This window comes from Dermatophilaceae bacterium Sec6.4 (assembly GCA_039636865.1).
GTDB lineage: Bacteria > Actinomycetota > Actinomycetes > Actinomycetales > Dermatophilaceae > Allobranchiibius.
In genome coordinates this window covers 3,117,348-3,142,277 of the sequence record CP144172.1, presented here as the reverse complement: position 1 = coordinate 3,142,277, position 24,930 = coordinate 3,117,348, and the positions used below count along the sequence as shown (strand labels likewise).

Annotated in this window: 23 protein-coding genes; 18 read left to right on the top strand and 5 right to left on the bottom strand. The window is 65.6% G+C overall.

Annotated elements, in window-relative coordinates:
• The first annotated feature begins 5 nt into the window (after positions 1–5).
• Both V3G39_14985 and V3G39_14980 read left to right on the top strand, forming a co-directional pair.
• Positions 6–758 carry a metallophosphoesterase family protein gene (locus V3G39_14985; protein ID XAS75937.1) on the top strand — a complete coding sequence of 251 codons (753 nt, stop codon included), beginning with the start codon at positions 6–8 and terminating at the stop codon, positions 756–758.
• Positions 755–1,291 (top strand): DinB family protein, encoded by a 537-nt coding sequence (locus tag V3G39_14980; GenBank protein ID XAS75936.1) that lies wholly within the window; start codon positions 755–757, stop codon positions 1,289–1,291. The genes V3G39_14985 and V3G39_14980 overlap by 4 nt, the downstream gene beginning before the upstream one ends.
• Before the next feature lie 52 nt (positions 1,292–1,343).
• On the opposite strand, the gene V3G39_14975 is transcribed toward V3G39_14980, so the two are convergent.
• Positions 1,344–2,975: a DUF222 domain-containing protein gene (locus tag V3G39_14975; protein ID XAS75935.1), complete on the bottom strand. Its 1,632-nt coding sequence runs from the start codon at positions 2,973–2,975 to the stop codon at positions 1,344–1,346.
• A 251-nt stretch (positions 2,976–3,226) separates the two neighbouring features.
• Between V3G39_14975 and V3G39_14970 the strand changes: the two genes are divergently transcribed.
• From V3G39_14970 to V3G39_14925, 10 genes are all read left to right on the top strand, one after another.
• A complete protein-coding gene (locus V3G39_14970; GenBank protein XAS75934.1) occupies positions 3,227–3,952 on the top strand; it encodes a class I SAM-dependent methyltransferase in 726 nt (241 codons plus the stop codon).
• A 205-nt stretch (positions 3,953–4,157) separates the two neighbouring features.
• Entirely contained in the window at positions 4,158–5,609 is a 1,452-nt protein-coding gene (gene ahcY, locus V3G39_14965) for an adenosylhomocysteinase (protein XAS75933.1), read from the top strand.
• 136 nt (positions 5,610–5,745) lie between these two features.
• Positions 5,746–6,423: an MtrAB system response regulator MtrA gene (gene mtrA / locus V3G39_14960; protein ID XAS78256.1), complete on the top strand. Its 678-nt coding sequence runs from the start codon at positions 5,746–5,748 to the stop codon at positions 6,421–6,423.
• A 31-nt stretch (positions 6,424–6,454) separates the two neighbouring features.
• Positions 6,455–8,158: an MtrAB system histidine kinase MtrB gene (gene mtrB / locus V3G39_14955; GenBank protein ID XAS75932.1), complete on the top strand. Its 1,704-nt coding sequence runs from the start codon at positions 6,455–6,457 to the stop codon at positions 8,156–8,158.
• Entirely contained in the window at positions 8,155–9,966 is a 1,812-nt protein-coding gene (locus tag V3G39_14950) for an LpqB family beta-propeller domain-containing protein (protein ID XAS75931.1), read from the top strand. Before mtrB ends, V3G39_14950 begins: the two co-directional genes overlap by 4 nt.
• Before the next feature lie 68 nt (positions 9,967–10,034).
• Entirely contained in the window at positions 10,035–10,871 is an 837-nt protein-coding gene (locus V3G39_14945; protein ID XAS75930.1) for a phosphoribosyltransferase family protein, read from the top strand.
• Between the two features lie 82 nt (positions 10,872–10,953).
• On the top strand, positions 10,954–11,622 hold the full coding sequence (gene raiA / locus V3G39_14940) for a ribosome-associated translation inhibitor RaiA (protein XAS75929.1): 669 nt from the start codon (positions 10,954–10,956) through the stop codon (positions 11,620–11,622).
• 40 nt (positions 11,623–11,662) lie between these two features.
• A complete protein-coding gene (locus V3G39_14935) occupies positions 11,663–12,358 on the top strand; it encodes a response regulator transcription factor (GenBank protein XAS75928.1) in 696 nt (231 codons plus the stop codon).
• Between the two features lie 140 nt (positions 12,359–12,498).
• Positions 12,499–13,593, top strand: a complete 1,095-nt coding sequence (locus tag V3G39_14930; protein XAS75927.1) for a crosslink repair DNA glycosylase YcaQ family protein — start codon at positions 12,499–12,501, stop codon at positions 13,591–13,593.
• Complete coding sequence (locus V3G39_14925) at positions 13,593–13,892, top strand: GNAT family N-acetyltransferase (protein XAS75926.1); 300 nt, start codon at positions 13,593–13,595, stop codon at positions 13,890–13,892. The genes V3G39_14930 and V3G39_14925 overlap by 1 nt, the downstream gene beginning before the upstream one ends.
• Here V3G39_14925 and V3G39_14920 read toward each other — a convergent pair.
• Positions 13,871–15,559: a GNAT family N-acetyltransferase gene (locus V3G39_14920; GenBank protein XAS78255.1), complete on the bottom strand. Its 1,689-nt coding sequence runs from the start codon at positions 15,557–15,559 to the stop codon at positions 13,871–13,873. The genes V3G39_14925 and V3G39_14920 overlap by 22 nt on opposite strands.
• A 149-nt stretch (positions 15,560–15,708) precedes the next feature.
• Between V3G39_14920 and secA the strand changes: the two genes are divergently transcribed.
• Positions 15,709–18,468 (top strand): preprotein translocase subunit SecA, encoded by a 2,760-nt coding sequence (gene secA, locus V3G39_14915; GenBank protein XAS75925.1) that lies wholly within the window; start codon positions 15,709–15,711, stop codon positions 18,466–18,468.
• Between the two features lie 27 nt (positions 18,469–18,495).
• On the opposite strand, the gene V3G39_14910 is transcribed toward secA, so the two are convergent.
• Positions 18,496–19,071 carry an Rv3235 family protein gene (locus V3G39_14910; GenBank protein XAS75924.1) on the bottom strand — a complete coding sequence of 192 codons (576 nt, stop codon included), beginning with the start codon at positions 19,069–19,071 and terminating at the stop codon, positions 18,496–18,498.
• The gene (locus V3G39_14905; protein ID XAS75923.1) at positions 19,068–19,889 is read right to left on the bottom strand and encodes a LysM domain-containing protein; all 822 of its coding nucleotides are present in this window, start codon (positions 19,887–19,889) and stop codon (positions 19,068–19,070) included. The genes V3G39_14910 and V3G39_14905 overlap by 4 nt, the downstream gene beginning before the upstream one ends.
• 113 nt (positions 19,890–20,002) lie before the next feature.
• Here V3G39_14905 and V3G39_14900 point away from each other — a divergent pair, with 113 nt between their 5' ends.
• Positions 20,003–20,545, top strand: coding sequence for a hypothetical protein (locus tag V3G39_14900; GenBank protein ID XAS75922.1), 543 nt, complete (start codon positions 20,003–20,005; stop codon positions 20,543–20,545).
• 21 nt (positions 20,546–20,566) lie between these two features.
• Here the strand turns inward: V3G39_14900 and V3G39_14895 are convergent, their stop codons facing one another.
• Positions 20,567–20,779 carry a helix-turn-helix domain-containing protein gene (locus tag V3G39_14895; GenBank protein XAS75921.1) on the bottom strand — a complete coding sequence of 71 codons (213 nt, stop codon included), beginning with the start codon at positions 20,777–20,779 and terminating at the stop codon, positions 20,567–20,569.
• A gap of 143 nt (positions 20,780–20,922) precedes the next feature.
• Here V3G39_14895 and V3G39_14890 point away from each other — a divergent pair, with 143 nt between their 5' ends.
• Genes V3G39_14890 through V3G39_14875 form a run of 4 tightly spaced genes read left to right on the top strand, consistent with a single transcriptional unit; the run spans position 20,923 to position 24,905 of the window.
• Positions 20,923–21,621, top strand: a complete 699-nt coding sequence (locus tag V3G39_14890) for a hypothetical protein (GenBank protein XAS75920.1) — start codon at positions 20,923–20,925, stop codon at positions 21,619–21,621.
• Positions 21,618–22,976, top strand: a complete 1,359-nt coding sequence (locus V3G39_14885; protein XAS75919.1) for an AAA family ATPase — start codon at positions 21,618–21,620, stop codon at positions 22,974–22,976. The genes V3G39_14890 and V3G39_14885 overlap by 4 nt, the downstream gene beginning before the upstream one ends.
• 4 nt (positions 22,977–22,980) lie before the next feature.
• Positions 22,981–24,399: a wax ester/triacylglycerol synthase family O-acyltransferase gene (locus tag V3G39_14880; GenBank protein XAS75918.1), complete on the top strand. Its 1,419-nt coding sequence runs from the start codon at positions 22,981–22,983 to the stop codon at positions 24,397–24,399.
• Positions 24,399–24,905 (top strand): hypothetical protein, encoded by a 507-nt coding sequence (locus V3G39_14875; protein ID XAS75917.1) that lies wholly within the window; start codon positions 24,399–24,401, stop codon positions 24,903–24,905. Before V3G39_14880 ends, V3G39_14875 begins: the two co-directional genes overlap by 1 nt.
• Positions 24,906–24,930: the final 25 nt, after the last annotated feature.

The following is a 24,930-nucleotide window of genomic DNA, read 5'->3' as shown; positions in this document are numbered from 1 at the left end:
GCGTGATGGACCGTATTGCGCTGATTTCCGACGTACACGGCAACCTGACTGCGCTGCAGGCAGTGCTGGGCGATATCGGTGAGCGAGGCATCACGCGAATCATCAACCTGGGCGATTTCGTCGGCAAAGGCCCGCGTGGCCAGGAAGTGGCCGACATCTGCCGCGAGGTCTGCGAGGTGAACATCCGCGGCAACTGGGAGGACTTTCTGCCCGCAATCGAACCTGACTTCACCGATGAGCTGCCGTGGTGGTGGCGTGCAGAGTTGAGACAGGACCAGCATGAGTGGCTTCGTACGCTGCCGCTGTCGCATGACCTGCTGATGAGTGCTCGAGCGATCCGGTTGTTCCACGCGAGTGCGCACAACGTTCATACCAAGGTGCACACCGGGCATACGCAGCGCGAGTTCGACGCAATGTTCGAGCGCACCGAGCTGACGGGCGGCGGCCCGTTACCCACAATGGTCGGATACGGCGACATCCACGACGCTTACCTGAAAGTCCGCGAGGGCCGCACACTTTTCAATGTCGGCAGCGTCGGTAACGCACTGGATGAGCCGACGCCGTCCTACGCGATCCTCGAGGGTCGGGTAGACAGTCGCGATCCGGGCCCTTTCGGTCTTCAGTTCGTCCGGGTGCCCTACGACGTCGAGGCCGAGATCCAGGTCGCTGCCGATCTAGGGATGCCTGGGCTGTCCTTCTGGGCGACCGAGCTGCGGACCGGTGTTTACCGGGCCCGCCAGGAAGGCTGGCGGCAATGAGGGACAGCACGCGGATCCCACCGGACACCAAGGACTGGACCTGGACGCTGGAACACCGCTGTCCTGACTGTGGATTGGCCGCTGGGGAAGTGCCGGCGACCGATGTGGTCGATGGTCTGGAGCGAGCGCTCGCGAGGTGGCCGGAGGTTCTGCAGCGGGCTGACGTGCACATCCGGCGAGATCCGGCCCGCTGGTCGGATCTGGAGTACGCGTGCCACGTGCGGGATGTGTGCGGCGTCTTCACGCGACGCCTGCAACAGCTGAGGCAGGAGGACGACCCCATATTTGTCGACTGGGATCAGGACGAGACCGCACGAGAAGGCGAGTACTCCCGCCAGACGCCGTCGGCCGTCGCCACGGAGCTGACGCAGGCCGCCGCGCTGTTGATCGGCGAGTGGGGCAAAGTTGGTGGCGAGGAATGGTCCCGCGCCGGTCGGCGCTCCGACGGCTCGGAATTCACCGTCCTCACGCTCGGCCAGTACTGCCTGCACGACCTGACTCATCACGGAGTCGACGTCGGCCTTAATACCTAGAACTGTCAGGATGTTCGGATTGGAGTCGGACCAGCCGACCGAACAGGCGGGCTCAATCCTCGGCGTGCAGTGAGCCGGAGTCTGTCGCACCAGCTTCTGCTGCGGGCTTTTCCTCCAAAGTTTCCCCGGCCTCGTCGGATGTTTCAGGTGAGCCTGAGGCAGATTTTTCACCAGCGAAGACTGGGCGTTTCTTGTCCTCTTCACCCTCACCGGCGTAATCAGCGCTCACGTCGTCCCATTTAGCCAGTGCTTCCTGGTCGACGTCGATTGTGAGCTCGTCCGGAATGGGCTGATCGCGGGTGTCATCGTTCATGTCCCCGACTGTAACCAGGCGTGGTGGGGAGATGGTCGATTCTGCAAGCGGATCTGGTGGGTTGCCGGTTCCGCCGGCGAGGATCCAGAGTTTTCGGCGGTCGCGTGTGGTGGCGGGGGTGGGGTTGGGGGCGAACCGTACCCATGCGGGGTGTAGTGCTTCCCCGGATGCGCCCCGGTAGGGGGTGGTCTGCGGGTCTGGTGTGTTCCTCGCCGGTGGTCTTCCTTCGATGGGGCCCAGGGGCGCGCCGCCGCGATCGAGGAATCTGTAGTGGCCCGGGTGTGCGGGGAGGGGTTCGATGGTGAAGTCACCGGTGTGGTGTCGGTCGTGGTGGTAGGGGCACAGACTGATCAGGTTTTCGACATTGGTGGGTCCGCCGTCGGCCCAGTGGGTGATGTGGTGGCATTCCACGTGCCCGGTGGCGCCGCAGCCGGGATGGGCGCACCCGCCGTCGCGGTCTTCGATCAGGCGCCGGGTGCGGGCGGGCACGATGCGTTGGGCGCGTCCGACGTTGACGGGTGACCCGCTCGTTTCCCACACGGGGTTGACCAGCCCGTTGCAGGTCCATTTACGCAGTAGGTGCGGGGGTAGTGCGCCACTGTTGGTGATCCACCCGTGTCCGCTGGTGTCCAGGTGCAGGTAGATGCGGAACGTGTTCGATCGGCCGGTGGACAGGTCAGTCCCTTGTTGCAGTGATCGGGTCGCGACCTCCAGTAGCGCCTCACCCATGGTGACGTGTGGGTGGCCGGCCAGGAACAGGGCGTCTTTGGCCTCTACTACTGCCTGGTGGACCAGGGCCCCGATGTCGGCGGGCGCGTCGTAGGTCAGGTGGAATCGTCCGTCCTGGGTGTGCATGTGTACCTGGGCCCGCTGCACGGTCGGGTCGAACTCATCCAACCGTTCGACCGTCGCCTCACCGTCTCCGCCGGTAGTAGCGGCGGCGGCGGGTGTGGGGCTGAATTCGTAGTTGCTCAGTGCTCGGCGTAGTTGGGGCACGCTCGCGTGTCGGGCCAGTTGAACGACGTCGGTATCGAAGTGGTCGGGGGTGTAGCGAGCGATGACCGAGGCTTGTCCGATCGACAGGTCACCCTCGTTCAGGCCTTGGGCCAGCGCGGGCAGGGACACAGACCTTTCCGCGATCCGGACAATGTCAGTCGCGACCGCGTGCGAGAGGCCCGCGTAACACGTCAACCAGTGTTGCGGGGAGCGGATCCCCCCGATCACCCATGACTGATCCGCCAGCACCTGCGTCACGAGTGTGATGAGTTCGGCGTGCGCCGCGTTGAGCCGACCCACCACATGCGACAGCGCCGTCCGCGGATCCGGTGGTGTCAGGGCCGGGGTATCAACCCAGGCGGTGTTCGAACTCATGTCTTCATACAAGCACCGACCACCGACAGCCCCCCTTGAACAGAGCATTAGCCCCGGGAAGTGGGTGCTTCGGCCTACGGTCAACTGGTCGTCGCCCGGTCCGAATCGCGGTCGCTCTCGGCACCGCGCAGACAGTAGCGGATGGTGACATCTGCTGAGATGCTGTCGGTGAGGGAGCACTCCAGCGAAAGGACTCACCGGTTGATGCGCTGTGCGACTGACGTGAGGCCCACCCAAGAGGAATCCGGTCGATGACTGACTACGACGCCAGGTTGTTGCAGTTGTACGACACAGATAATCCGGACGGACCGGACCACGACTTCTACCGGTCGCTCGCTGAGCGGATCGGGGCACGCTCGATTCTCGACATCGGCTGTGGCACCGGGATGCTCGCGGTCACGCTCGCAACCGGCGGTCGAAGGGTCGTCGGCCTCGATCCTTCGTTGGCCATGCTCGATTACGCAAGAGCACGCCCGGGCGCCGCGGCGGTGACATGGGTGCACAGCGACGCCAAAGACCTCCGCATGAGCAATGTCGACTACGCGGTCATGACGGGCAACGTTGCCCAGCACCTGACAGGCGACGACTGGCCGGCCACGCTGCACGGCATCCGCCGGGCTATCCGGTCGGGTGGAGTGCTCGCCTTCGAGAGTCGCAATCCCGCTGCCCGGGCTTTCGAGACCTGGGCTGCGCGACCGCGCGCCACTCGGCACACCGACCTCGGACCTCTGACCGAGTGGACGGAAATTCGGGATGTCGGCACGGACGGCAGCGTCCGGCTCGCCTTCCACAACGTCTTCGAACGGACCGGTGAGCAGGTCATCGAGGACCTGACACTGATGTTCCGCGATCTCCCGACCATCGAGCACGACCTGCTGGAGGCGGGTTTCAATATCGAGACCGTGTCCGGCGCCTGGTCCGGCAGGGCCTTCTCAGCCGCAGACCCGATCATGGTTTTTCAGACCACTGCGATCTGAAGCGAGTCCACCGTTACCTGCGTCGGGAGCAGCTTGTTCCGCCCGCGCCGGCATGCGATGTGCTATACCGTCCGCCGATCGGTAGAGTGGAGGATGCCGGCGTGGGTGATAACCCGTGCCACGCAGCCCAGCAGGGCGCGCCGGGTCCATTAACAGACCATTTCCGATCAGTCACGCCATTGCCGTGACAGAGGGAGAAGCGCACATGTCATTCGATTACCAGGTCAAAGACCTAGGCCTCGCCGAAGCGGGCCGCCACCAACTCCGTCTCGCCGAGCACGAAATGCCCGGCCTGATGTCCCTGCGCGAAGAATTCGGCACGAGCAAGCCCCTGGCCGGCGCCCGCATCGCAGGATCGCTGCACATGACCGTGCAGACCGCCGTCCTCATCGAGACCCTCACTGCGCTCGGCGCCGATGTGCGTTGGGCCTCGTGCAACATCTACTCCACCCAGGACGAAGCAGCGGCCGCTGCCGTGCTCGGCCCCAACGGCACCCCCGACGACCTGCAGGGCGTTCCCGTCTTTGCCTGGAAGGGCGAGACCCTCGAGGAGTACTGGGCCTGCACCGACAAGATCCTGACCTGGCCCGGTGGCGAAGGCCCCAACATGATCCTCGACGACGGCGGCGACGCCACGATGCTCGTCCACAAGGGTCGCGAGTGGGAACTGGCCGGTGGCGTGCCGCCGACCACCGAGGACGACACCGAAGAGTTCTCTGTCTTCAAGGAACTGGTCCGCGCCACCATGGTGACCGACCCGACCAAGTGGACAACGATCTCCAAGGGCATCCTGGGAGTCACCGAAGAGACCACCACTGGCGTGCACCGTCTGTACGAGTTGGCCCGCACCGGTGAGCTGCTCTTCCCGGCGATCAACGTCAATGACTCGGTCACCAAGTCCAAGTTCGACAACAAGTACGGCTGCCGCCACAGTCTCATCGACGGTCTGAACCGCGCCACTGACGTGCTCATCGGCGGCAAGGTTGCCGTGGTCTGCGGCTACGGCGACGTCGGCAAGGGAAGCGCCGAGTCCCTGCGCGGCCAGGGCGCCCGCGTCATCGTTACCGAGATCGACCCCATCTGCGCGCTCCAGGCCGCGATGGAGGGCTACCAGGTCGCTCAGCTGGATGACGTCGTCGACATCGCCGACATCTTCGTCACCACCACCGGCTGCTACGACGTCATCAGCGCCGAGCAGATGTCGAAGATGAAGAACAAGGCGATCGTGGCGAATATCGGCCACTTCGACAATGAGCTCGACATGGTCGGCCTCGCCCGCACCCCCGGCATCGTGAAGACCGAGATCAAGGCGCAGGTGCACGAATGGACCTTCCCGGCGAAGGCCGACGGAAGCGTCAGCAGCATTATCGTTCTGTCCGAGGGTCGTCTGATGAACCTGGGTAACGCGACGGGCCACCCGTCCTTCGTGATGTCCAACAGTTTCGCGAACCAGACGATCGCGCAGATCGAAATCTTCACCAAGCCCACCGAGTACGACAAGCAGGTCTACGTGCTGCCCAAGCACCTGGACGAGAAGGTCGCCCGTCTGCACCTCGACGCGCTCGGCGTACGCCTGACCGAACTGTCCAAGACCCAGGCCGAGTACCTCGGTCTGGACGTCGCCGGCCCGTACAAGCCGGAGCACTACCGTTACTGAGTCCGACTGATCGGATCTGCATTCAACGCAGGTGGCCGCCCGGGGAATACGTTCCCTCGGCGGCCACCTTGGCGTGAGGACCGTGTGAGAAACTGACGCGCTACTGATCAATCAGAGGGAGAGCTACGCGATGCCGATGCGGGGAAAGGTGCTGATCGTCGACGACGATCCATCGCTGGCGGAGATGCTCGGCATCATTCTGCGGGGTGAAGGCCTCGAGACAGCGCACTGCGCGGACGGGGCCGCCGCGGTCAAGGCATTTCGTGAGGCTGCCCCGGATGTCGTTCTGCTGGACGTGATGCTTCCCGGGATGAGCGGGGTCGAGGTGTGTCGTGCGATCCGGGCAGAATCGGTGGTCCCCATCGTGATGCTTACTGCACGCACCGACACGATTGATGTCGTTGCGGGGCTGGAGTCCGGCGCTGATGACTACGTCACGAAGCCGTTCAAGCCGCAGGAGCTCATCGCACGGGTGCGCGCGCGGCTGCGTCGGACCGATGAGCAGGAGACCGAGCACCTCGTGCTGGGCGACCTGAGTATCGATGTCTCCGGTCACAAAGTGGGTCGTGGCAGCGAGAATATTTCGTTGACACCCCTGGAGTTCGACCTGCTCGTCGCGCTTGCGCGCAAGCCATGGCAGGTCTTCACCCGGGAGGTGCTTCTGGATCAGGTATGGGGCTATCGGCACGCCGGTGACACCCGACTGGTCAACGTCCATGTACAACGACTGCGGTCCAAGGTCGAACGCGATCCTGAGAACCCCACCATTGTTCTCACGGTCCGCGGGGTCGGCTACAAGGCAGGCCCGGCGTGAGCCCGTCAACACACTGCACTGCTTCATCGCAATGAAGTCCCAGCAGCCGCGAGCGACGTGGTCCTCGCGGATCAACGCCGGATGGCGGCTGCTGCGGCGGGCCTGGCGGCGGTCGATCCACATGCGGGTCATCACGATCACCGTCACGGTGGGAGCGGTGCTCACCTTCGTGCTCGGCAGCTACATGTATCAGCGCATCGCGGATGGTCTCATGGCCAACAAGGTCACCTCCTCCGAGCAGGACGCGCTTGCCCACCGCTCGCAAGCTCAGGCGACCCTGAGCGCGACCGACAAGACCGACCACGGCACCCTTCAGCTGCTGGTTCAGGGCGCCGTGACGGCAGCCGCATCGCCGGGCGACGACCTCTCTCGTCGGGTCATTTTCACCCACGGTCTCGGCACGATCATCCAGCGTTTACCGCGGGTCAGCACAGGGCCGAAGAACATGACCATCCCACCGGCAATGATGCGCGCCGTACAGAATGATCCAACCCACCAGCAGACCCAGATCACGACGGCCCCCCGATATTCCACCGGGGACGGGCAGGTGTCTGCCGTCATTGTCGGGTCTCGGGTCACCGTGCCAGGAGCGGGCGACTACGACCTGTACCTCATCTATCCGATGGACGTCGAGGAGAGCACCCTGGACATTGTCAAGGGTGCCCTCGCGCTCGGCGGTGTGCTGTTGCTCCTCATGCTTGCTGCACTCGCCTATCTGGTCACGCGGCTGGTTGTCACGCCGGTGCGTTCGGCAGCACATGTCGCACAGCGGCTGAGCGACGGGGCGCTCAACGAGCGGATGCCGGTGCGCGGGGAGGACGACCTGGCGCGGCTCGCCACATCCTTCAACGCGATGGCCGACAGTCTGCAACGGCAGATCCGCCAGTTGGAAGACCTGAGCACACTTCAGCAACGCTTCACCTCCGACGTGTCCCACGAGCTGCGGACCCCGCTCACCACGATCCGGATGGCGGCCGACATGCTGCACGACCGGCGTGCGGATTTCGCGGAGCCGGTCGCGCGATCTGCTGAGCTGCTCAGCGGCGAACTGGATCGGTTCGAGGCATTGCTGACCGACCTGTTGGAGATCAGTCGGTTTGACGCGGGAGCCAGTTCGCTACAGGACGAACCGGTCGATATTCGTGATGTGGTGCGCCGGGTCTGCGACGGGTTCGAGTCTCTCGCGACCCGCAACCACACCAAACTCCGGGTGCACGGTCGACGACCGGCCGTAGCGCCGATGGACAGACGTCGGGTGGAACGGATCGTCCGCAACCTGGTCAGTAACGCGATCGAGCACAGCGAGGGACACCCCATCGACATCACGGTGGGTCGCAACGCGAGCGCTGTGGCGTTGACAGTGCGCGATTACGGCATCGGGCTGGCACCGGGTGATTCCAGCAGGGTGTTCAACCGTTTCTGGCGCGCAGACCCGGCCCGGGCGCGAACCACCGGTGGCAGCGGCCTCGGATTGTCGATCTCGCTGGATGACGCGCGGCTGCACGACGGGTGGCTGCAGGCCTGGGGAGAGCCCGGGCGAGGAGCATGCTTCCGGCTGACGCTGCCCGCCAAGACGGGAGTACCCATTGGTCACTCACCGCTGAACCTCGCACCGGACGACTCGACGATCGGGCGTGTCATGCCGCAGGCAGACAGTCTGACCATCGGCGCGCGCAGCGATGCCGGCACTGGCAGCGGAGCGTCGTCCGAGTCCGGTTCCCGGGTGCAGAGATGACGTCCGGGCGAACTGCAGTGGGTGTTTGCGCGCTTGCTGTGACGGCGTCGCTGGCCCTGTCCGGCTGTGCGGGTTTGGCCACCAGTAGCGCCGTCACTGCGCAGCAGGCGATCAGCAACGACGCCATCCCGACGCTGTACGTCCAGGGTCTGCCACCTGACCCGGGGGAGTCCGCCCGTGATGCCGTGCTGGGGTTTCTGCGGGCCGGTGCGAGTTTGGACGATGACTACGGCGTCGCTCGTCAGTACCTCACGACGCAGGCCTCGACCCGGTGGAAGCCATCGGGTGCGGCGAGCATCATCACCGGTGAATCGGACCTCAAGGTCACCGCTCTGACTGCTCGAGGTGCGACCGTCACCGGTATGCAGCAGGCGACTCGCGACGCCACCGGCCACCTCGACCCGGTGATTCCGGCCGCCAGGCGCACGCTCGACGTCTCGCTGATGCGCATTGCGGGAGAGTGGCGCATCAGCTCGCTACCTGCCGACTTCAAACCCTGGCTCAGCAATGAGGACCTGCTGCGGGTCTACTCCCCACAAAAGGTGTACTACCCCAGCGCGGTCTCCAAGATCCTGGTGCCTGACGTCCAGTGGTATCCGTCAGCGGGGTTGGCCACCGCCCTGGCCCGCGCTGTCCTTGCTCCGCCGCCGGCCTGGCTGCGCCCCGTACTTCGCCCGGCGAGCCTTTCCGGTGTCCGGCTGGCGATCAACGCGGTGCCGGTTGATCCGTCGACCGGCGTCGCCGGTATTGATCTGACGTCCCCCGCGCTGACCACCGACGGCGCGACCCGCACCGCTCTCTGGGCGGCGATGTCCGCCACGTTGTCGGCGGTGCCGGAGGTGACCCGGGTAGATCTCACCGTCGCCGGTAACCGACTTGCCGCGCCGAACCTGCCATCCAACCCGATCGGTGCGGCCGACCTCGGTTACCAGATCTCACAGCCCGGTTCGTCCGGTGAAATCCTGAGGAGTAGTGACGGTCTGCGATGGAAGCTGTCCAACGCTGACACCGCACTGCGTTCGCCGGACCAGCCGGTCAAGCCGCCCACGCGGCTGCCGGTCATCGGGCCGAAGTTCTACGACTTCGCATCGAACGATTCCGCGAGCAGGGTCGCCGCCCTCTCCACCGATCGACGCCAACTGATGCTGTGGCTGGACCGCACGCAGCGCGCCGTGCCACCCTTCGCAGGAAACCTGACCCGACCCTCGTTCACGGGCAACACGGTCTTGGTGGCCGGCATCACCGGAGAGCCCGACCCGGACCGGTCCCAGAAGGCCAAGGGCGTCTGGGCGGTCGACACCGCTGCCCGCGGTGCACGACTGCGAGCCGTGCCGTTGGCCACGCCGTGGCTGGGCCGGTCCAACGTGCTGGCGCTGAAGGTGTCGTTCGACGGCGTTCGGGTGGCAATGGTGGTGCGCGACGCGCGAGGGATCACCTCTGTTGAAGTCGCCGGACTGTTGCGGAACACGGGCGGAACCCCGATAGGTCTGGGCGCCCCGCGGACACTTCCGACCAGACTCCGTACTGTTCAAGACGTGACGTGGCTCGACGATGGCACCCTGGCCGTTCTCGGGCGCGGCCAGATCGGCCAGCGTCCGACGTCCGACGCGCCGCGCGTTGCCCAGGTGCCACTCAGCGGGCAGCAACAGGACTTCTCCGCTCCCCCTGGGGTCCGAGAGGTACTGGCACCGGGCACCGGACCCGCTGATCTGTACGTTATCGATCAACGCGGCGACACGTGGACCCGACAGGGCGATAGTTGGGCCCGGCTGGAGGGCGTCGACGACCTCACCTCGCCCGGTACCTGAACCGGCAGGCATCCTCTGGGTTGTGCACACCCGGGAGCAGTCGTCCCCCTGATCCACACAGCCGGGGGGTGCAGCGCGTTGTGCTGCCGGACGCGTGGTCGGCTCTGCACATGCACCTCGCTGCGCGACTGTTCGCCGACCTCGCCGATCTTGTCGTGCCCGCAGCGTGTGGGGGATGTGCAGCGCCCGGATCCACCATGTGCCGCACCTGTACGCATTCACTGCGGCGCGGCGCCCTGGCGCCCGGTTCACGGGTCGACCCGCAACCGGCTCCGGTCGGGTTTCCCAGTACCTGGGCACAGAGTGAGTACGCCGGCGTGCTCTCCTCGACGCTAAGGCGGTACAAAGACGCTGATCGCGCCGACCTGTGCGGGTGGTGCAGCGTCTTTCTGCGGTCTGCGCTGGCAACCTGTCTGAGTCAGGACGACCGCGTCCGGGGTGCGGTGGCATCGGGTGACCTGCGGATCACCTCGGTACCCTCCTCGGCGCGAGCGATGCGGGCGCGGGGGCGCGATCCGCTCTGGGAGGTCCTGCTGCGTGCCACCGATGCGACACGACCGGTGTTACCGCAGCCCGCGCGGTTGTTGCGTATCTCCAAGAGGACCCAGGACCAGGTGGGGTTGTCCGCCCACGAACGCGCGCGGAATGTGCATCGATCCATGCTCGTACCGACTGCCGCCAGGCAGCTGATCGACGGTCGTGTCGTGATCATCGTCGACGACATCGTGACCACCGGGTCGACCCTGGTGGAGGCATCCCGGGCGCTGACCGACTCCGGCGCGTCCTACGTTGTGGCCGTATGCATTGCCGCCACCCGGCGGGACCGTTACCGTCAGGGAATGGAGCACACCGCGAGTCCCCGCGAAACCGATGTGCTGCCCGCCCGGGTTGTGGGGCGGAGGTGATGTGAAGGCCTGACGGTCCGGCCAGCCAGCCAGCAGGGATCTGCCCGTATGTGCGATCAGGAGGTCGTTAATGGAGATCAGTGTGACCGGACGCCACATGGCCGTCCCCGAGCGTTTTCACCGCCACATCGAAGAGAAACTTGCCAAGGTCTCTTCGCTGGATCCAGCGGTAGGACGTTGCGAGGTGGTCATCACCCAGGAAGCCAATCCACGCCAGGCCAAGGAAGCCCGACGCATCGAAATCACCTGCTATGCGAGACGATCGGTGATTCGTGCGGAAGCGAGCGCGGACGACGAATACGCGGCGCTGGATCTTGCGACGACCCGTCTCGGCGAGCGGCTGAGGCGACAGCACGACAAGCGGCGGGTACATCGCGGTCGCCGCGTACCGGTATCGGTGGCCCGAGCCACCGCCGGTCTGACCCCGCCGGCCGAGCCCGATCACGGCGCGGCGGAGCACGAAAGCGATCAGGACCCCCTTCCAGCGCATGTCGCTGCTCTTGGAGGTGATGAAGACTGCCCGATCGAGTTGCGCGAGAAGGTGCACCGTAGCGCTGCGATGGGAGTGGACCAGGCCCTCAAGGAGATGGAACTGGTCGGGCACGACTTCTACCTCTACCAGGATGTGGAAACCGGTAAACCCAGCGTTGTGTACCGCCGTCGCGGGTGGTCCTACGGCGTGATCGCGCTTGAGGTGGATGACGCAGAATCCAGCGCGTCTGTGGACCACAGCGAAGCCGCGGCCGGCTGACCCGCGCGCGAATCGCGGGTCTGGGGCAGAATCTCGTGTCGTGGACGATGTGCAGATCACCGTGGCAGTCGTCTCAGCACACCCGATGTACCGTCGCGGCATCGTCGCCGCGCTGCGGGAACACGACATAGAGACGGTCCGATCGGTGGCTGACGGCAATGAGCTGTCGGCCACCGATCGGTTCGACGTCGTTCTGATCGAGCTCGGGTTGCCCGGGGTGCAGACAGTACTCAGCTACGCCGGCTCGCGGACGATCATCGTGCTACCCACGAACCGGCCGCAGGCGGTTCAGGAAGCAGTCCGTGTGCAGTGTGCTGGTCTGTTACGTCGCGACGTGGCTGCCGAAGAGCTGCGGTCAGCGGTTCTCGCTGTGGCAGGGGGAACCGGCTGGATCTCCCCGATCCTGGCGACGAGCGTGATCGCCCTCGCTGCGGCCGATGGCGCCGACAGTCAGCCCGCTACTCACCGGCAGCTGGCCAGCATCACCCGGCGAGAACGCGAGGTCCTCGTACAGGTTGCAGCCGGGCACTCCAATCGACGGATCGCAGCCGAGCTCTTCATTTCCGAGAACACCGTCAAGAACCACGTGCGGAGCATCCTGGAGAAACTCGATCTGCGCAGCCGTGTTGAGGCAACCCGGTATGCAGTCGCGGTGGGCCTGGTCGACCCAGCCGGAATAAGCAGTCACGGCGTGGCCGGTGGGCGTGCGCAGGTCGATCCCCGTCGCGATCGCTAGGCGCCATGCCTTCTTCCTCTTCGTCACCCAGTGCGCCGCAACGCTCGGTGTCACTGTCGTCGGCGCGTCGGATAGCACTGGCGTCACAAGGTTTCCACCATCGTCCGGCGGGCAGCCCGGTTCGTGGCAACCCGCCCACCATGCGTTCGGTACAGGGTGTGCTGGACCGAGTGGGTGTGGTCCAGATCGACAGTGTCAACGTGTTGGTACGCAGCCAGTATCTGCCGTTCTTCTCCAGGCTCGGCCCCTATGACCGGGCGTTGTTGGACCGGGCACGCGACCGCTCGCCGCGTCGACTGGTCGAATACTGGGCCCACGAAGCCAGCCTCATCCCGCCCAGCACGTGGCCGTTGTTGAACTTCCGAATGCAACGGGCCCACAGCGATGCGTGGGGGGGCATGCGGCGGGTCGCCGTGCACTACCCGGAGTTGGTGGCTCGGGTATTGACGACCGTCGGGGTACATGGACCGCTCACGGCGCGAGAATGTGAGCGCCGGCTGACCGCCGTCGAGGTGCGGCCCACCGATGGGTGGGGATGGAACTGGTCACTGGTCAAGAATGCGCTGGAGCATCTGTTCTGGGCGGGTGAGATCACCTCGGCCGGCCGCAACACCTCATTCGAGCGGTTGTACGACCTGTCGCATCGGGTGCTGCCGGCGGGCGCGGCTGCCGGGATCCTGTCCCCGGATGCGGCCTGCGTGCAGTTGATGCGGATCGCCGCCCGCGCGCACGGTATCGGCACCGTGCAGTGCCTGCGCGACTATTTTCGGCTGACTCCCGAGCAGGCATCCCCGGCGCTCAAGACCCTGATCGAAGGCGGTGAGCTCGAGCCGGTGACCGTGCCCGGGTGGCGGCGCACCGCCTACCTGTACGTCGGGGCCGCCCGCCCTCGTGCCGTGCATGCGGTTGCCCTGTTGAGCCCGTTCGACTCGTTGATCTGGCAACGTGACCGGGTACGCGCACTGTGGGATTTCGACTACCGGTTGGAGATCTACGTTCCCGCGGCGGACCGGGTACACGGGTACTACGTGCTGCCGTTCCTGTTCGGTGAGCATTTGGTGGGCCGCGTCGACCTCAAGGCTGATCGAGGCGCGGGCGCGTTGGTCGTGCACGCGGCCCACTGGGAAGAGCACGCACCGGTGCAGGCGCGGACGGCGTTGGTGACACAGTTGCAGGCAATGGCTACCTGGCTGGGGCTGACTCGGCTCACCGGCCCGGGAATGAAGGAGATCTGATGAGCACAATCGAGCATGAGCTGGTCGTACGACGCAACGACGAGCGCAGCCGTTACGAGGCGTTCGCAGACGCCGAGATGGTCGGATTCGCTGATTTCGCGGAGTCGGCCGGTGCCGTCGTGCTGCCGCATGTCGAGGTGGACCCGCGCTTCGCGGGTCGCGGGTACGCCGGTCAGCTCACCAGGGCCACCCTGGACGATCTGCGCACCCGCGGCGTGACACGTGTCCTGGCCCAATGCCCATACGTTCGGTCCTGGATCGCGAAACATCCCGGGTATCAGGACCTTGCGCAGTCCTGATCTCTTCGGTGGTAGTCGACGGCGAGTAGTTCGAAGTACGTGCTGTCGCTGAGCGAACCGTCGGCGCGCGTGTAGTTGGCCAGCGCGTGACCCCACTCTCGGAACCCCTTCGCGCGCAGTAAATTCTGTGAGGGGCCATTTTCTGCGTCTGTTTCCCCTTCGATGCGGGTCAGTCCCAGCCCGTCTTCTGCGGCCGGGGTGAAGCCGTGTTCGAGGACGGCGTCGACCGCTTCACCCGCGTATCCGCGGCCGCGTGCGTCGGGGTAGAGCCAGTAGCCGATCTCGGCGCGATCGGTGACCGGCGCGCTCCGATCGAAGAGTGCTACCGACCCCAGCGCCTGGTCGGTGTGCGCGTCGGCGATGCACCACTGCAGCTGGCCGGTGTCGATCTGGCGGCATCGACGCTCGAACCACTCGTGCCAGGTGCTGTAGGTCGGTTGAGCACCGGGGGGCATGTAGCGCAGCGCGCGACGGTCCAGCTCGACATCTTCGGATGGTTGATCGGCATCTGTCCATGCTCGTAACACGAGCCGCTGCGTCCGCAGTGTTGCAATGACGGCAGGCTCAATGCTCTGGGTCAGCCGGTCGTCGTCGGCGAGAAGTTCGAAGGTGAGCGCGCCTGACGGTGGACGGTCGAGGTGCGCCAGTACCGCGCGCTCCTGCGCCACCTGGCGGAAACCCGCGCGTCGCAACGCCCGTGCAGAGGCTCGGTTCGCGATATCGGTACCGGCCTGTAGGCGGTGCAGCCCCAGCCCGGACGCCCCCGACATGTCCGTCATGGGCGCGAAGGCATGGGCTGTCACCAGGTCCAGGGCTTCCTGCATGAGTCCGAGACCGCGTGCTGACGGGTAGAGCCAGTAGCCGACGGCACCCGTACCGCGAGTGAACGGGACCTGGAGTCCCTGGACCTGGATATGGCCGAGCGGCTCGTCGATGTCGGGGTCCGCAATGCACCAGTAGATGCCCTGCCCCTGCGCCATCCGCTCGTGCCGGGCCAGCAGCCAGGCGGTGAACGTCTCGGCGTCGGGTTGCATGTCTTCCACCATGAGCGCACTCAGTGCGTCCGGCCGGGAACGGGGTGTGTCGTCCTCGCGCCACGGTCGTAGGACGAATCTTCCGCCGTCGACGGTCGGTGGTCGGTACCACGGGCGCAACGGCCCGCGCGGTGCGCCGGCGTCCAGATGGCCCATCCACATTCCGTCCACGACGACCCCGTCGGAGACCGGATGCGGCACCGGCCACATCCCGTCCACGGTGAACCCGCAGGACCAGGCGACTCGTAAGGACCCGAAGTTGCCCCGCGCGGCGCGCCAGGTCAGTCCGGTCAGTCCCAACCCGGGCTTGTCGAGGGCGTAGCCGGCGAGCAGCGCCAGTGCCCGGCGGCAGATGCCATAACCGCGCGCGTCCGGGTGCACTATGAACCCGACCTCGAAGGTGTCGCCCCGCCGGTCATGCAGACCGATGTTTCCGACCCATCGGCCGCCGGATTCGATCGCCCACTCGATCTGTGTGCCGGCAGCCTGCCCCGCCGCTACCGTGTCCAGGAATGAGTGGGCATCCGCTTCGATGTAGGGCGCGGGCAGCGCGATCGCGGCCCGGCTGGCCGGATCGCGACACGCCTGCGTCATCCTCGGGATGTCACCGGGGCGATGCGAGCGTAGGGTCACCACGCCATCGGTGAGCGAGGGAACGTCAGCGGGTAGCAATGGCACCTTCTCACTAAACCATCCGTTGGATATTCGACGCACATTGATTTAGCGGCCGCCCGACCAAGGCATAAACTGATCGGTGGTATGCCCACTTACGAGGAGCTTTCGTGCCCAAAGTAGTCGAGAAGGTCCTTCGCGTCGGCGAAGGCCGGATGGTCAAGCGGTTGGCCGCTGTTGCCGAGCAGGTCAACGTCCTGGAAGAGGACTTCAAGAAGCTCAGCGACGCGGAGCTGAAGGCGGAAACCACGCAGTTCCGCAAGCGCCTGAAGGACGGTGAGACGCTTGACGACCTGCTGCCGGAGGCCTTCGCCGCCGTTCGCGAGGCCGCCCGTCGGACCATCGGCAAGCGCCACTTCGACGTGCAGATCATGGGAGGCGCCGCCCTACACATGGGCAACGTCGCCGAGATGCGCACCGGTGAGGGCAAGACCCTGGTCGCCACCCTGCCGTCCTACCTCAATGCGCTGGACGGCAAGGGCGTGCACGTCGTAACCGTGAACGACTACCTCGCCGAGTACCAGTCGGAGCTGATGGGGCGCGTGCACCGTGCGCTCGGTCTGGAGACCGGCGTGATCCTGGCTTCCATGACGCCGGAAGAACGTCGCGTGGAGTACCTCAAGGACATCACCTACGGCACCAACAACGAGTTCGGGTTCGATTACCTGCGGGACAACATGGCCTGGTCCGATGAGGAGCTGGTGCAACGGGGTCACCACTTCGCCATCGTCGACGAGGTCGACTCGATCCTGATCGACGAGGCCCGGACACCGCTGATCATCAGTGGGCCGGCCGACGAGGCGACCCGCTGGTACGTCGAATTCTCGCGCATCGTGGAGAAGCTGACCCTGGCGCCGAAGAAGGACCCGAACAACCCGGCCGAGGTCCGCGTCGGTGACTACGAGGTCGATGAGAAGAAGAAGACCGTCGGCATCCTGGAATCCGGGATTGAGAGGGTCGAGGACCTGCTGGGCATCGAAAATCTCTATGAGGCCGAGAACACGCCGCTGATCGGCTACCTCAACAACGCGATCAAGGCCAAGGAGCTGTTCAAGAACGACAAGGACTACGTCGTCATCGACGGTGAGATCCTGATCGTCGACGAGCACACCGGCCGGATGCTCGCCGGACGCCGCTACAACGAGGGCATCCACCAGGCAATCGAGGCCAAAGAGGGGGTGGAGATCAAGAACGAGAACGTCACGATGGCCACCGTCACCCTGCAGAACTACTTCCGGATGTACGAAAAGATCTCGGGCATGACCGGCACCGCGCAGACCGAGGCCGCCGAGCTGCACCAGATCTACAAACTCGGCGTCGTCACGATCCCGACGAACAAGCCGATGGTCCGCATCGACCAGGCCGACCTGATCTACGGGTCGGAGAAGGCGAAATTCGCTGCCGTCGTCGCCGACATCGCCTCGCGCCACAAGGAGGGTCAGCCGGTTCTGGTCGGCACGACCAGCGTGGAGAAGAGCGAGTACCTGTCCGAGCAGTTGCGTCGTCGTAAGGTTCCGCACGAAGTTCTCAACGCCAAGCAGCACGAGCGCGAGGCATCGATCGTGGCTCAGGCCGGCCGCAAGGGGGCGGTGACCGTCGCCACCAACATGGCCGGTCGAGGTACCGACATCATGCTCGGCGGTAACCCGGAGTTCATCGCTGTCGCTGCCTTGAAGAAGAGGGGATTGGACCCGGCTGAGACGCCCGAGGAGTACGAGGCGGCCTGGGACGAGGCACTGGCTAAGGCCGAGAAATCCGTGCAGAAGGCGCACGACGAGGTGCTGGACGTGGGCGGGCTGTACGTCCTGGGCACCGAACGTCACGAGTCGCGGCGCATCGACAACCAGCTGCGCGGTCGGGCCGGCCGCCAGGGTGACCCGGGGGAGAGCAGGTTCTACCTCTCCTTGCAGGACGACCTGATGAGGTTGTTCAACAACAAACTGGTCGAGCGTTTCATGGCCACCTCGGAGGGTGAGAATGAAGTACCGATCGAGTCCAAACTCGTCAGTCGTTCGATCCAGAGCGCCCAGGGTCAGGTCGAGAGCCAGAACTTCGAACAACGTAAGAACGTTCTGAAATACGACGACGTGCTGAATCGTCAGCGCGAGACGATCTACCGCGACCGGCGCCGGGTTCTGGAAGGCGAGGACCTGCAGTCCCAGATGCGGCACTTCGTCAACGACGTCGTCGACGCGTATGTGGACGGTGCGACCGGTGAGGGATTTGCGGACGACTGGGATCTGGACACGTTGTGGTCCGCACTGAAGGACCTGTACCCCGTCACCGTCACGGTCGCCGAGGTTGAAGAAGAAGTCGGTGGACGCTCGGGCCTGACGTCGGAGTTGCTCGGTGAAGAGCTGCGCTCAGACGCCCAGCACGCATATGACGCCCGCGAAAAACAGCTCGGCGAGCGGGTCACCCGGGAGGTCGAGCGCCGGGTGGTGCTATCGGTGTTGGACCGCAAATGGCGTGAGCACCTCTACGAGATGGACTACCTCAAGGACGGGATCCACCTGCGTCAATTCGCGCAGCGCGACCCGCTGGTCGAGTACCAGCGGGAGGGATATGAAATCTTCTCCGCGATGAATGAGGGCATCAAGGAGGAATCGGTCCAGCACCTGTTCCACGTCGAAGTGGATCCCGAGGAGCTGGAGGCGTCATTGCCTCATCAAACGGAGGAGCAGCTGACGCTGAGCGCGCCGGATGAGTCCGGTCGAGCTGAGCTCCATCTGATCGATGAGCAGGGCCGCCTGGAGGAGCTGGACACCTCCGGGTTGTCTCGAGCACAGCGCCGCGCTCAGGAGAAGCAGCAGAAGAAGGCTGCAGCGGCCGCCCGGGCAGTGCAGGGGTCCGATACGGCCAAGGGTTGACTTCGGCGGAGGTTGATCCGAGCCGGGTCAGCCCATCTCGAAGGCAGTGATGAGCCAGCGTCCGTCGACCCCGCTGACGCGTAGCGCGATCGCTCGGACTCTGCCTTCATGGTGGACGACGACGCTCGCCTCGATCACCCCGTCTGCCGGCTCGCACACGGCAACCTTGCGCACGAAACTGCGGTGGTGTGCGACTGCTCCGCGCCGTTGAGCTACTGCGTGCCGCCGAGTGATGACGCCATAGATCTCCGTGGTCATGCAGCGGGCGAACTGGGTAGGCGCGCGCCGACCGGCCAGACTCTCCAAAATGGCAGTGGTGATGGCCCCGACCCAGGCGCGTGGCTCCGGTAGCACGGAGGTCAGCGTCGCCTGCGGACCGAAGTGCGCGTCCTGCTCGGTAGATCGGAAGTCGACGGCCAGGCAGGACTGCACGTAATGGGCCGGGTGCCGGGCATCATCCGCGCCCGACGCTGCCTGCGCATAGAGACGATCCAGTTCGTGTTCGTCGAGAACGCCGGGCTCGACGTCGCACGCCGGGCGAATACGCAGTGGCCGCAGCGTCGAGGTGACGACGTGCATCGGGGCCAGAGTGGCGAAGCTCATCGGGTTCCTCCCACAGACGTAGCGGCGGCTTCTGCGGGTAGCTGCAGGACCTGTCCGATGCGAAGGACATCGGGGTCTGGCCCGATGACGGTCCGGTTCGCGGCGTACCAGAGCGGCCACTGCACGGCGATAACGGCGGGATCCTCGGTATGCAGATGACGCGACACCAACGCCCAGAGACTGTCGCCGCGTCGTACGACAATCTCGGGCCGGTCGTCGTGGCTGTGTGCGCCGCCCGCGAGCAGGAATGCGCCTGCTGAGCCCGGTGCTGACGCTCTCCGCGGAGCCGGCGCTGTCCACCCGGGTACCGGCAGATCGCCTTGGCCGAAGGTGGGCACGGGTGGTTCCGCGAAACCTGGGGTCGGTGCGACGGCGCGTAGGCCGCTGCGCACCTGCGTGGCGGACAGAGTTGCCTGGTCACCACTGCTGGGCGTGGCAGCACCACCAGCAGTGGTAACCAGCGTGACAGCGATCAGCACGGTACTGATGCGCCCGATGAGACCGGCCGGCAGCATGATCTGAGCCCCACGGCCGGACTGCCGGGCACTTCGACGAAGCGTCGCAATGCTCATCGCGACGAGGATGAGCGCCCAGAGCAGGGCGATCGTCAGCACTGCATGGAGTACGAGCGGGACTGCCTCGATCGTTGTCACGGCAGAGCGTTGCGCCAGTTCACGGTACGCGGCCGCGGTGCTGCCCGCCGCCCAGATTGCCGCTGAGAACAGACCCAGCGCAAGGACCAGGCCCAGCAGCGAGGCCCGTTGTGGTGCGGGGCGGGCGGTCGCCACGGTGCCGGGATCTGGCTGCTGAACTGTCATGCGGTGACTCTAGACGTGTTTTAATGCGTTTGTATACGTTAAATGTCATTTCAATACTTCAGATGCACATCAGTGTGACTCTCCCCGGCGGCTGTCGGTCTTAGGCTGCCCCCATGCGCTGGACGGATCTTTTTGCCGATTTGGAGGCCCAACTGGCTGAGAGCGACCGGCAGGAGCTGATGGGCCAGGTTGCGGACCGCACGCGGCGCGAGCGAGCGGCAGTCTCGTGGGCGGATCGAGCCGCTACCCGGATCGGCCTACCGGTGGGGCTCACCACTGCCATCGGTCCGCTCACGGGAGTCCTGCAGGATCTCGGCAGCGATTGGCTGCTGATCGAAGAAGATCAGCGGGGCAGCGCTGTGGTGCCATTCGGCGCGGTGTTGTCCATCACCGGCCTCGGTACCCGCAGTGAAGTCGGCGGCCATCTGGGGCGTCGTTTCGGGGTGGGCGTGGCCCTACGAGCCGTGGCGCGGGACAGGTGTGCAGTTGCGGTGCATGACAACGGCGGAAACGTGTTCACCGGGACGATCGACGGGGTGGGCTCTGATCATCTGCAGATAGCTGAACATCCGGCGGATTCCATCCGCAGGGCGAGGGCCCTCACCGGTCACCGCACCGTGCCGTTCCGTGCGATCGCGATCCTGCGCAGGTGTTAGCGCAGTGCACAGCGGTCGTGGTCAATCGACCTCGAGGGTCCCGCTCTCGACGCGGGAGCGGGTATCGGCGTAGGCGCGTTCGATGTAGGTCTCCAACTCTGCGACCTCCACCCGCCAGCTTTTGCCGATCTTGATGGCGGGCAGTTCTCCGGACGTGACCAGCCCGTACGCCTGACGCGCGGAGATATTGAGCGTCTCGGCGACATCGGCAATCTGCAGGAATCGAGGGGGCACGTTCCTTCTTCCGTCACAGTGATGGTGCTGGCCCATTGTGACGCATCCACGCAGAACCCCCAGTTGTTCCCTGTGGATATCGCCCATGCAGGCCGGTGTTGGGCCAGAATGACCAGCATGATCCGAAACCGGGAAAGTGTGGGATGACCAGCTTCCGTCGCCGGGGGAGTCACGTGCTGCTCCCCGCTCCCGCAGCATCGCGGCTGCAGCGGCCTTCGTGGCGGGACGGCAGATTGATCGCAGGTGTCGGGTTGGTGGCAGCCGCGATGATCGCCGGTGGCGCAGCACTCGTGCACTTCGACTCCTCGGTGCAGATGCTGCAGGCCACGCATGCCTTGGTACCCGGCCAGCAGATCGGGAAAAGCGATGTGCGCGCCGTGAAGGTGCGGATGGATGGACCTCATGCCCGCTACCTGCGTGCTGATTCCGCTCTGCCCGGAGGTCAGGTCCTACGAGTCGTGCAGAGCGGTGAGCTAGTGCCCGCGGCAGCCCTCGGCGACCCCTCTGCACTGCGTCAGAAGACCATTGCGCTACCGGTGACCTCCGCGCAATCGCAGATCCTGACGCCGGGTTCTGTGGTCGACATGTACGTCTCGCAGAAGCAGCGGGCCGCCACCGGCGACACCAGCTACGCGGACCCACAGCTGCTCATCTCCGGAGTGATGGTCGCGCAGGTTGCGCGCGGCGCCAGCGGTCTGGGTTCGGGTTCGGGTTCGGGAGACAGCTCGGTGCAGGTACAGATCATTGATTCCCGCATCCCCGCTGTCCTCGGTGCGATCAACAAGGGGGCCAAGATCGACCTCGTACCCACCGCAGGGTCACCAGCGAAGGACAACCCGTGAGTGTCACGGTCGTCACTGCGGTCAGCGCGCACGCCGAGGCTGCAGTGGCCACGGCACTGGGTGCGAGCACCCGTCTACAGGTGGTGCGACGGTGTCCGGATGTGGCCGATCTGCTGGCTATCGCGCAGTCCGGGCGGGCTCAGGTGGCAGTGATCTCTCCGGATCTGCCCGGGGTACGCCGGTCGGTGCTCTCCGATCTACGCGCGGGTGCGGTGGCCGTTGTCGGCGTCTTCGACCCAGCCGACGAGACGCAGGAACGGGTGCTTCGACAGTGGGACGTCGCGCGGGTGGTGAGCATTCATGCGGTGCAGACCCTTGTCGACGAGGTGTGCGGCGCCGCTGCAGGGGCCGCTGCTGTAGGGACGGAGTCGGGGGCGGCGTACGACAGCAGCGCGCTCGATGCACAGGTCAGCATGCTCGAACGACTTGTTGCCAGCAGTGACGGTGAGACGAGTCACGGGATAGCTTCCGAACTGCCCGCCGAAGAGGTCGGTACCGATACCGACCAGGGGCAGATCGTGACGGTGTGGGGAGCAGTCGGCGCTCCGGGCCGCACGACGGTGGCCGTGAACCTCGCTGCCGAGCTCGCCAGGGTCGGTAAGACCGCTCTGATTGTGGATGCCGATACCTACGGCGCGTGTGTGGGTCAGTTCCTCGCGCTCTTGGACGAGGCTCCGGGGGTAGCGGCGGCGGTACGTCTCGCGGAGTCCGGGCGACTCGATGTGCCCTCGCTGGCCGCTGTTGCGCCTGTGGTGCTGCCAGGTCTACGGGTACTTACCGGCATCTCGCGTGCTTCCCGGTGGCCCGAGCTGCGCGAAGACGCGCTGACCGAAGTGCTGCGGACGGCCGCCATGATGGTCGACTTCGTCGTCGTCGACTGTGCCGGTGTGATCGAGGAGGATGAGGAACTGAGCTATGACACGGTTGCGCCGCGCCGCAATGCAGCCACCTTGGCGGCGCTGCGGGCGGCGGACGTCGTGTTTGCCGTGGGGACCGCGGACCCGGTAGGCCTGCAGCGCCTGGTGCGAGCCCTGGAGGACGTGCGCCCGGTGATCGAGGCAGAGCCGCGCGTAGTGGTGACGCGCGTGCGGTCCTCCGCAGTCGGGGCGTCTGCGCGTACGAAGATCGCCGAGGCGCTGTGCCGGTTCGCCGGGGTGCGCGATCTCACCCTTGTTCCGGAGGACCGGGAGGGTCTGGACGGCGCGTTGTTGACCGGGACCGTGCTGGCGGCGGTAGCTCCCGCAAGCGCGGCACGCTTGGCGCTCGCCGACCTGGCTGCTGACTTGTCCGGCGTACCGCCTGCCGGTCGTCGAGGACGTATTGCGCGGTTGCGTCGATCCAGTCTGAGATCATGACGGCGTGGCTGATCGATTGAGTTCTCTGGACGCGTCGTTCCTCTACCGGGAAGAAACCACCACACCACTGCACGTCGGATCGGTGATGATTTTCACCCCGGGCCCGCAGGGATTCACCTACGAACTACTCCTGGACCTCGTCGGAAATCGGATCGGCTCCGTTCCCCGCTACCGCCAACGGGTCCGCGAGGTTCCGGGCCGAATGGGATCGCCGGTCTGGGTGGATGACGATCAGTTCGACATCACCTATCACGTGCGTCGATCAGCGCTGCCGCGTCCGGGCAGCGCTGCGCAACTGGAAGAATTCGTAGCGCGTGTCCAGTCTCGCGCACTGGACCGGCACCGCCCGTTGTGGGAGATCTATTTGGTCGAGGGATTGGAGCGGGGACGGTTCGCCCTCGTCACCAAGACCCACGAGGCATTGGTCGACGGGCATCATGCAGTGGATCTGGCCCAGGTCATCGTCGATCCGGATCCGGGCCGGCAGATCGGGCCGCCGCAGCGGTGGCATCCAGCGAAGACGCCGAGCGACCTGGAGCTGCTCGCCGGGGCGGCCGTCGCTATCGCCCTCAGTCCACGTGAGTTGGTGCACGGTGTGCGCGACGCGGTGACCGGTATGACATCGGTCGCCGGACGGGTGCTCGGGGTAGCGGGAGGCGCCGCGGGGATCCTGGCTCGCAGTGTGGCTCGGCCGGCGCCGGACAGTTTGCTCAACAGGCCGATCGGAGCGCATCGTCGCTACGTCATGGTGCAGAGCGAGCTGGCCACCTACCAATTGGTACGTGCTCGCCTGGTGGCGGCCGAGGATTTCCGCGATCCTGCTGCGCGATCGTTCACCGTGCACGCCGTCGTGCTCGCCACGATCACCGGGGCCTTGCGTTCCTGGTTGATGACTCGGGGGGAGGGGATCGGACCGGCCGGCAAAATTCGCGCAATGGTCCCGCTCAGCGTGCCTGTGCGCGATGGCGTCGGCGAGGCGGTGGTGCCTTGTTTCATCGATCTGCCAGTGGGCGAGCCGCGGCCGATGATGCGGCTGCGTCAGATCGCCTACGACATGCAACAGCAGGTGGAGGGCGGTGCCAGTGCGGCGTCGATGGTCAGCCTGGGCGGGTACGGCCCACCGACCCTTCACTCGCTCGGCGCCCGACTGGGCAGCGCGATCACCCGTCGGATGTTCAACCTGGTCATCACCAACGTCCCTGGGCCGCAACAGCCGCTGTTCGCCGCAGACGCGCAGCTGGACAGCACGTTCCCGGTGATTCCGTTGGCCAGGGCGCAGGCGCTCACCATCGGTATCACCTCCTACCACGGGAAGGTCTGCTTCGGACTGAACGCGGACCGGGACGCAATGCCGGATCTGGACGTCCTCGGTCAGTGCATCGAGGACTCCCTCAGCGAACTCGCACAGGAAGGCGCCGCCTGATGGCAGCAGTACGCAGGGTCTATGTCCCCGTCTCGATGAAACAACTACACGACCTACGCGACGATCGCCGATTCGACGCTCGCGAACTGATCGGATTCGCCGTCACCGATGAGCTGCGTGCATCGGGCACCTCCGGCGGCGATGAGGAGGATTACGAGTACCGCGCCCTCCAACAGGCCGCTTCGCAGGCAGCGGGTGACGGCGGCCGGGTTGTGTGTGCTGCCGACCTCGAAAGCCACCAGGTGCAGGTGGCCATGAGCGGTGCAGATTCTGCTCACCGAACTCATGATGCTCGAGTGCGAATCGGCGGCGGGCTCGATCTGCGAAGGGTGATGAGCCTGCACGTGCTCGATCCGGTCAACGAGCGCGATGAGCTGGCTGACCTGGATCTGTCGTGGTTCGACGTCACCGAGCTGGCGAATCTCATCGACGTTCTCGGCGAACCAGGCGATCCGGACGACCCCAATCGCCCTGAGGGCGCTTTCGGCAGTACGGTGCCACGATAGCGAGGCTGGCCCAGTCGCGCCCATT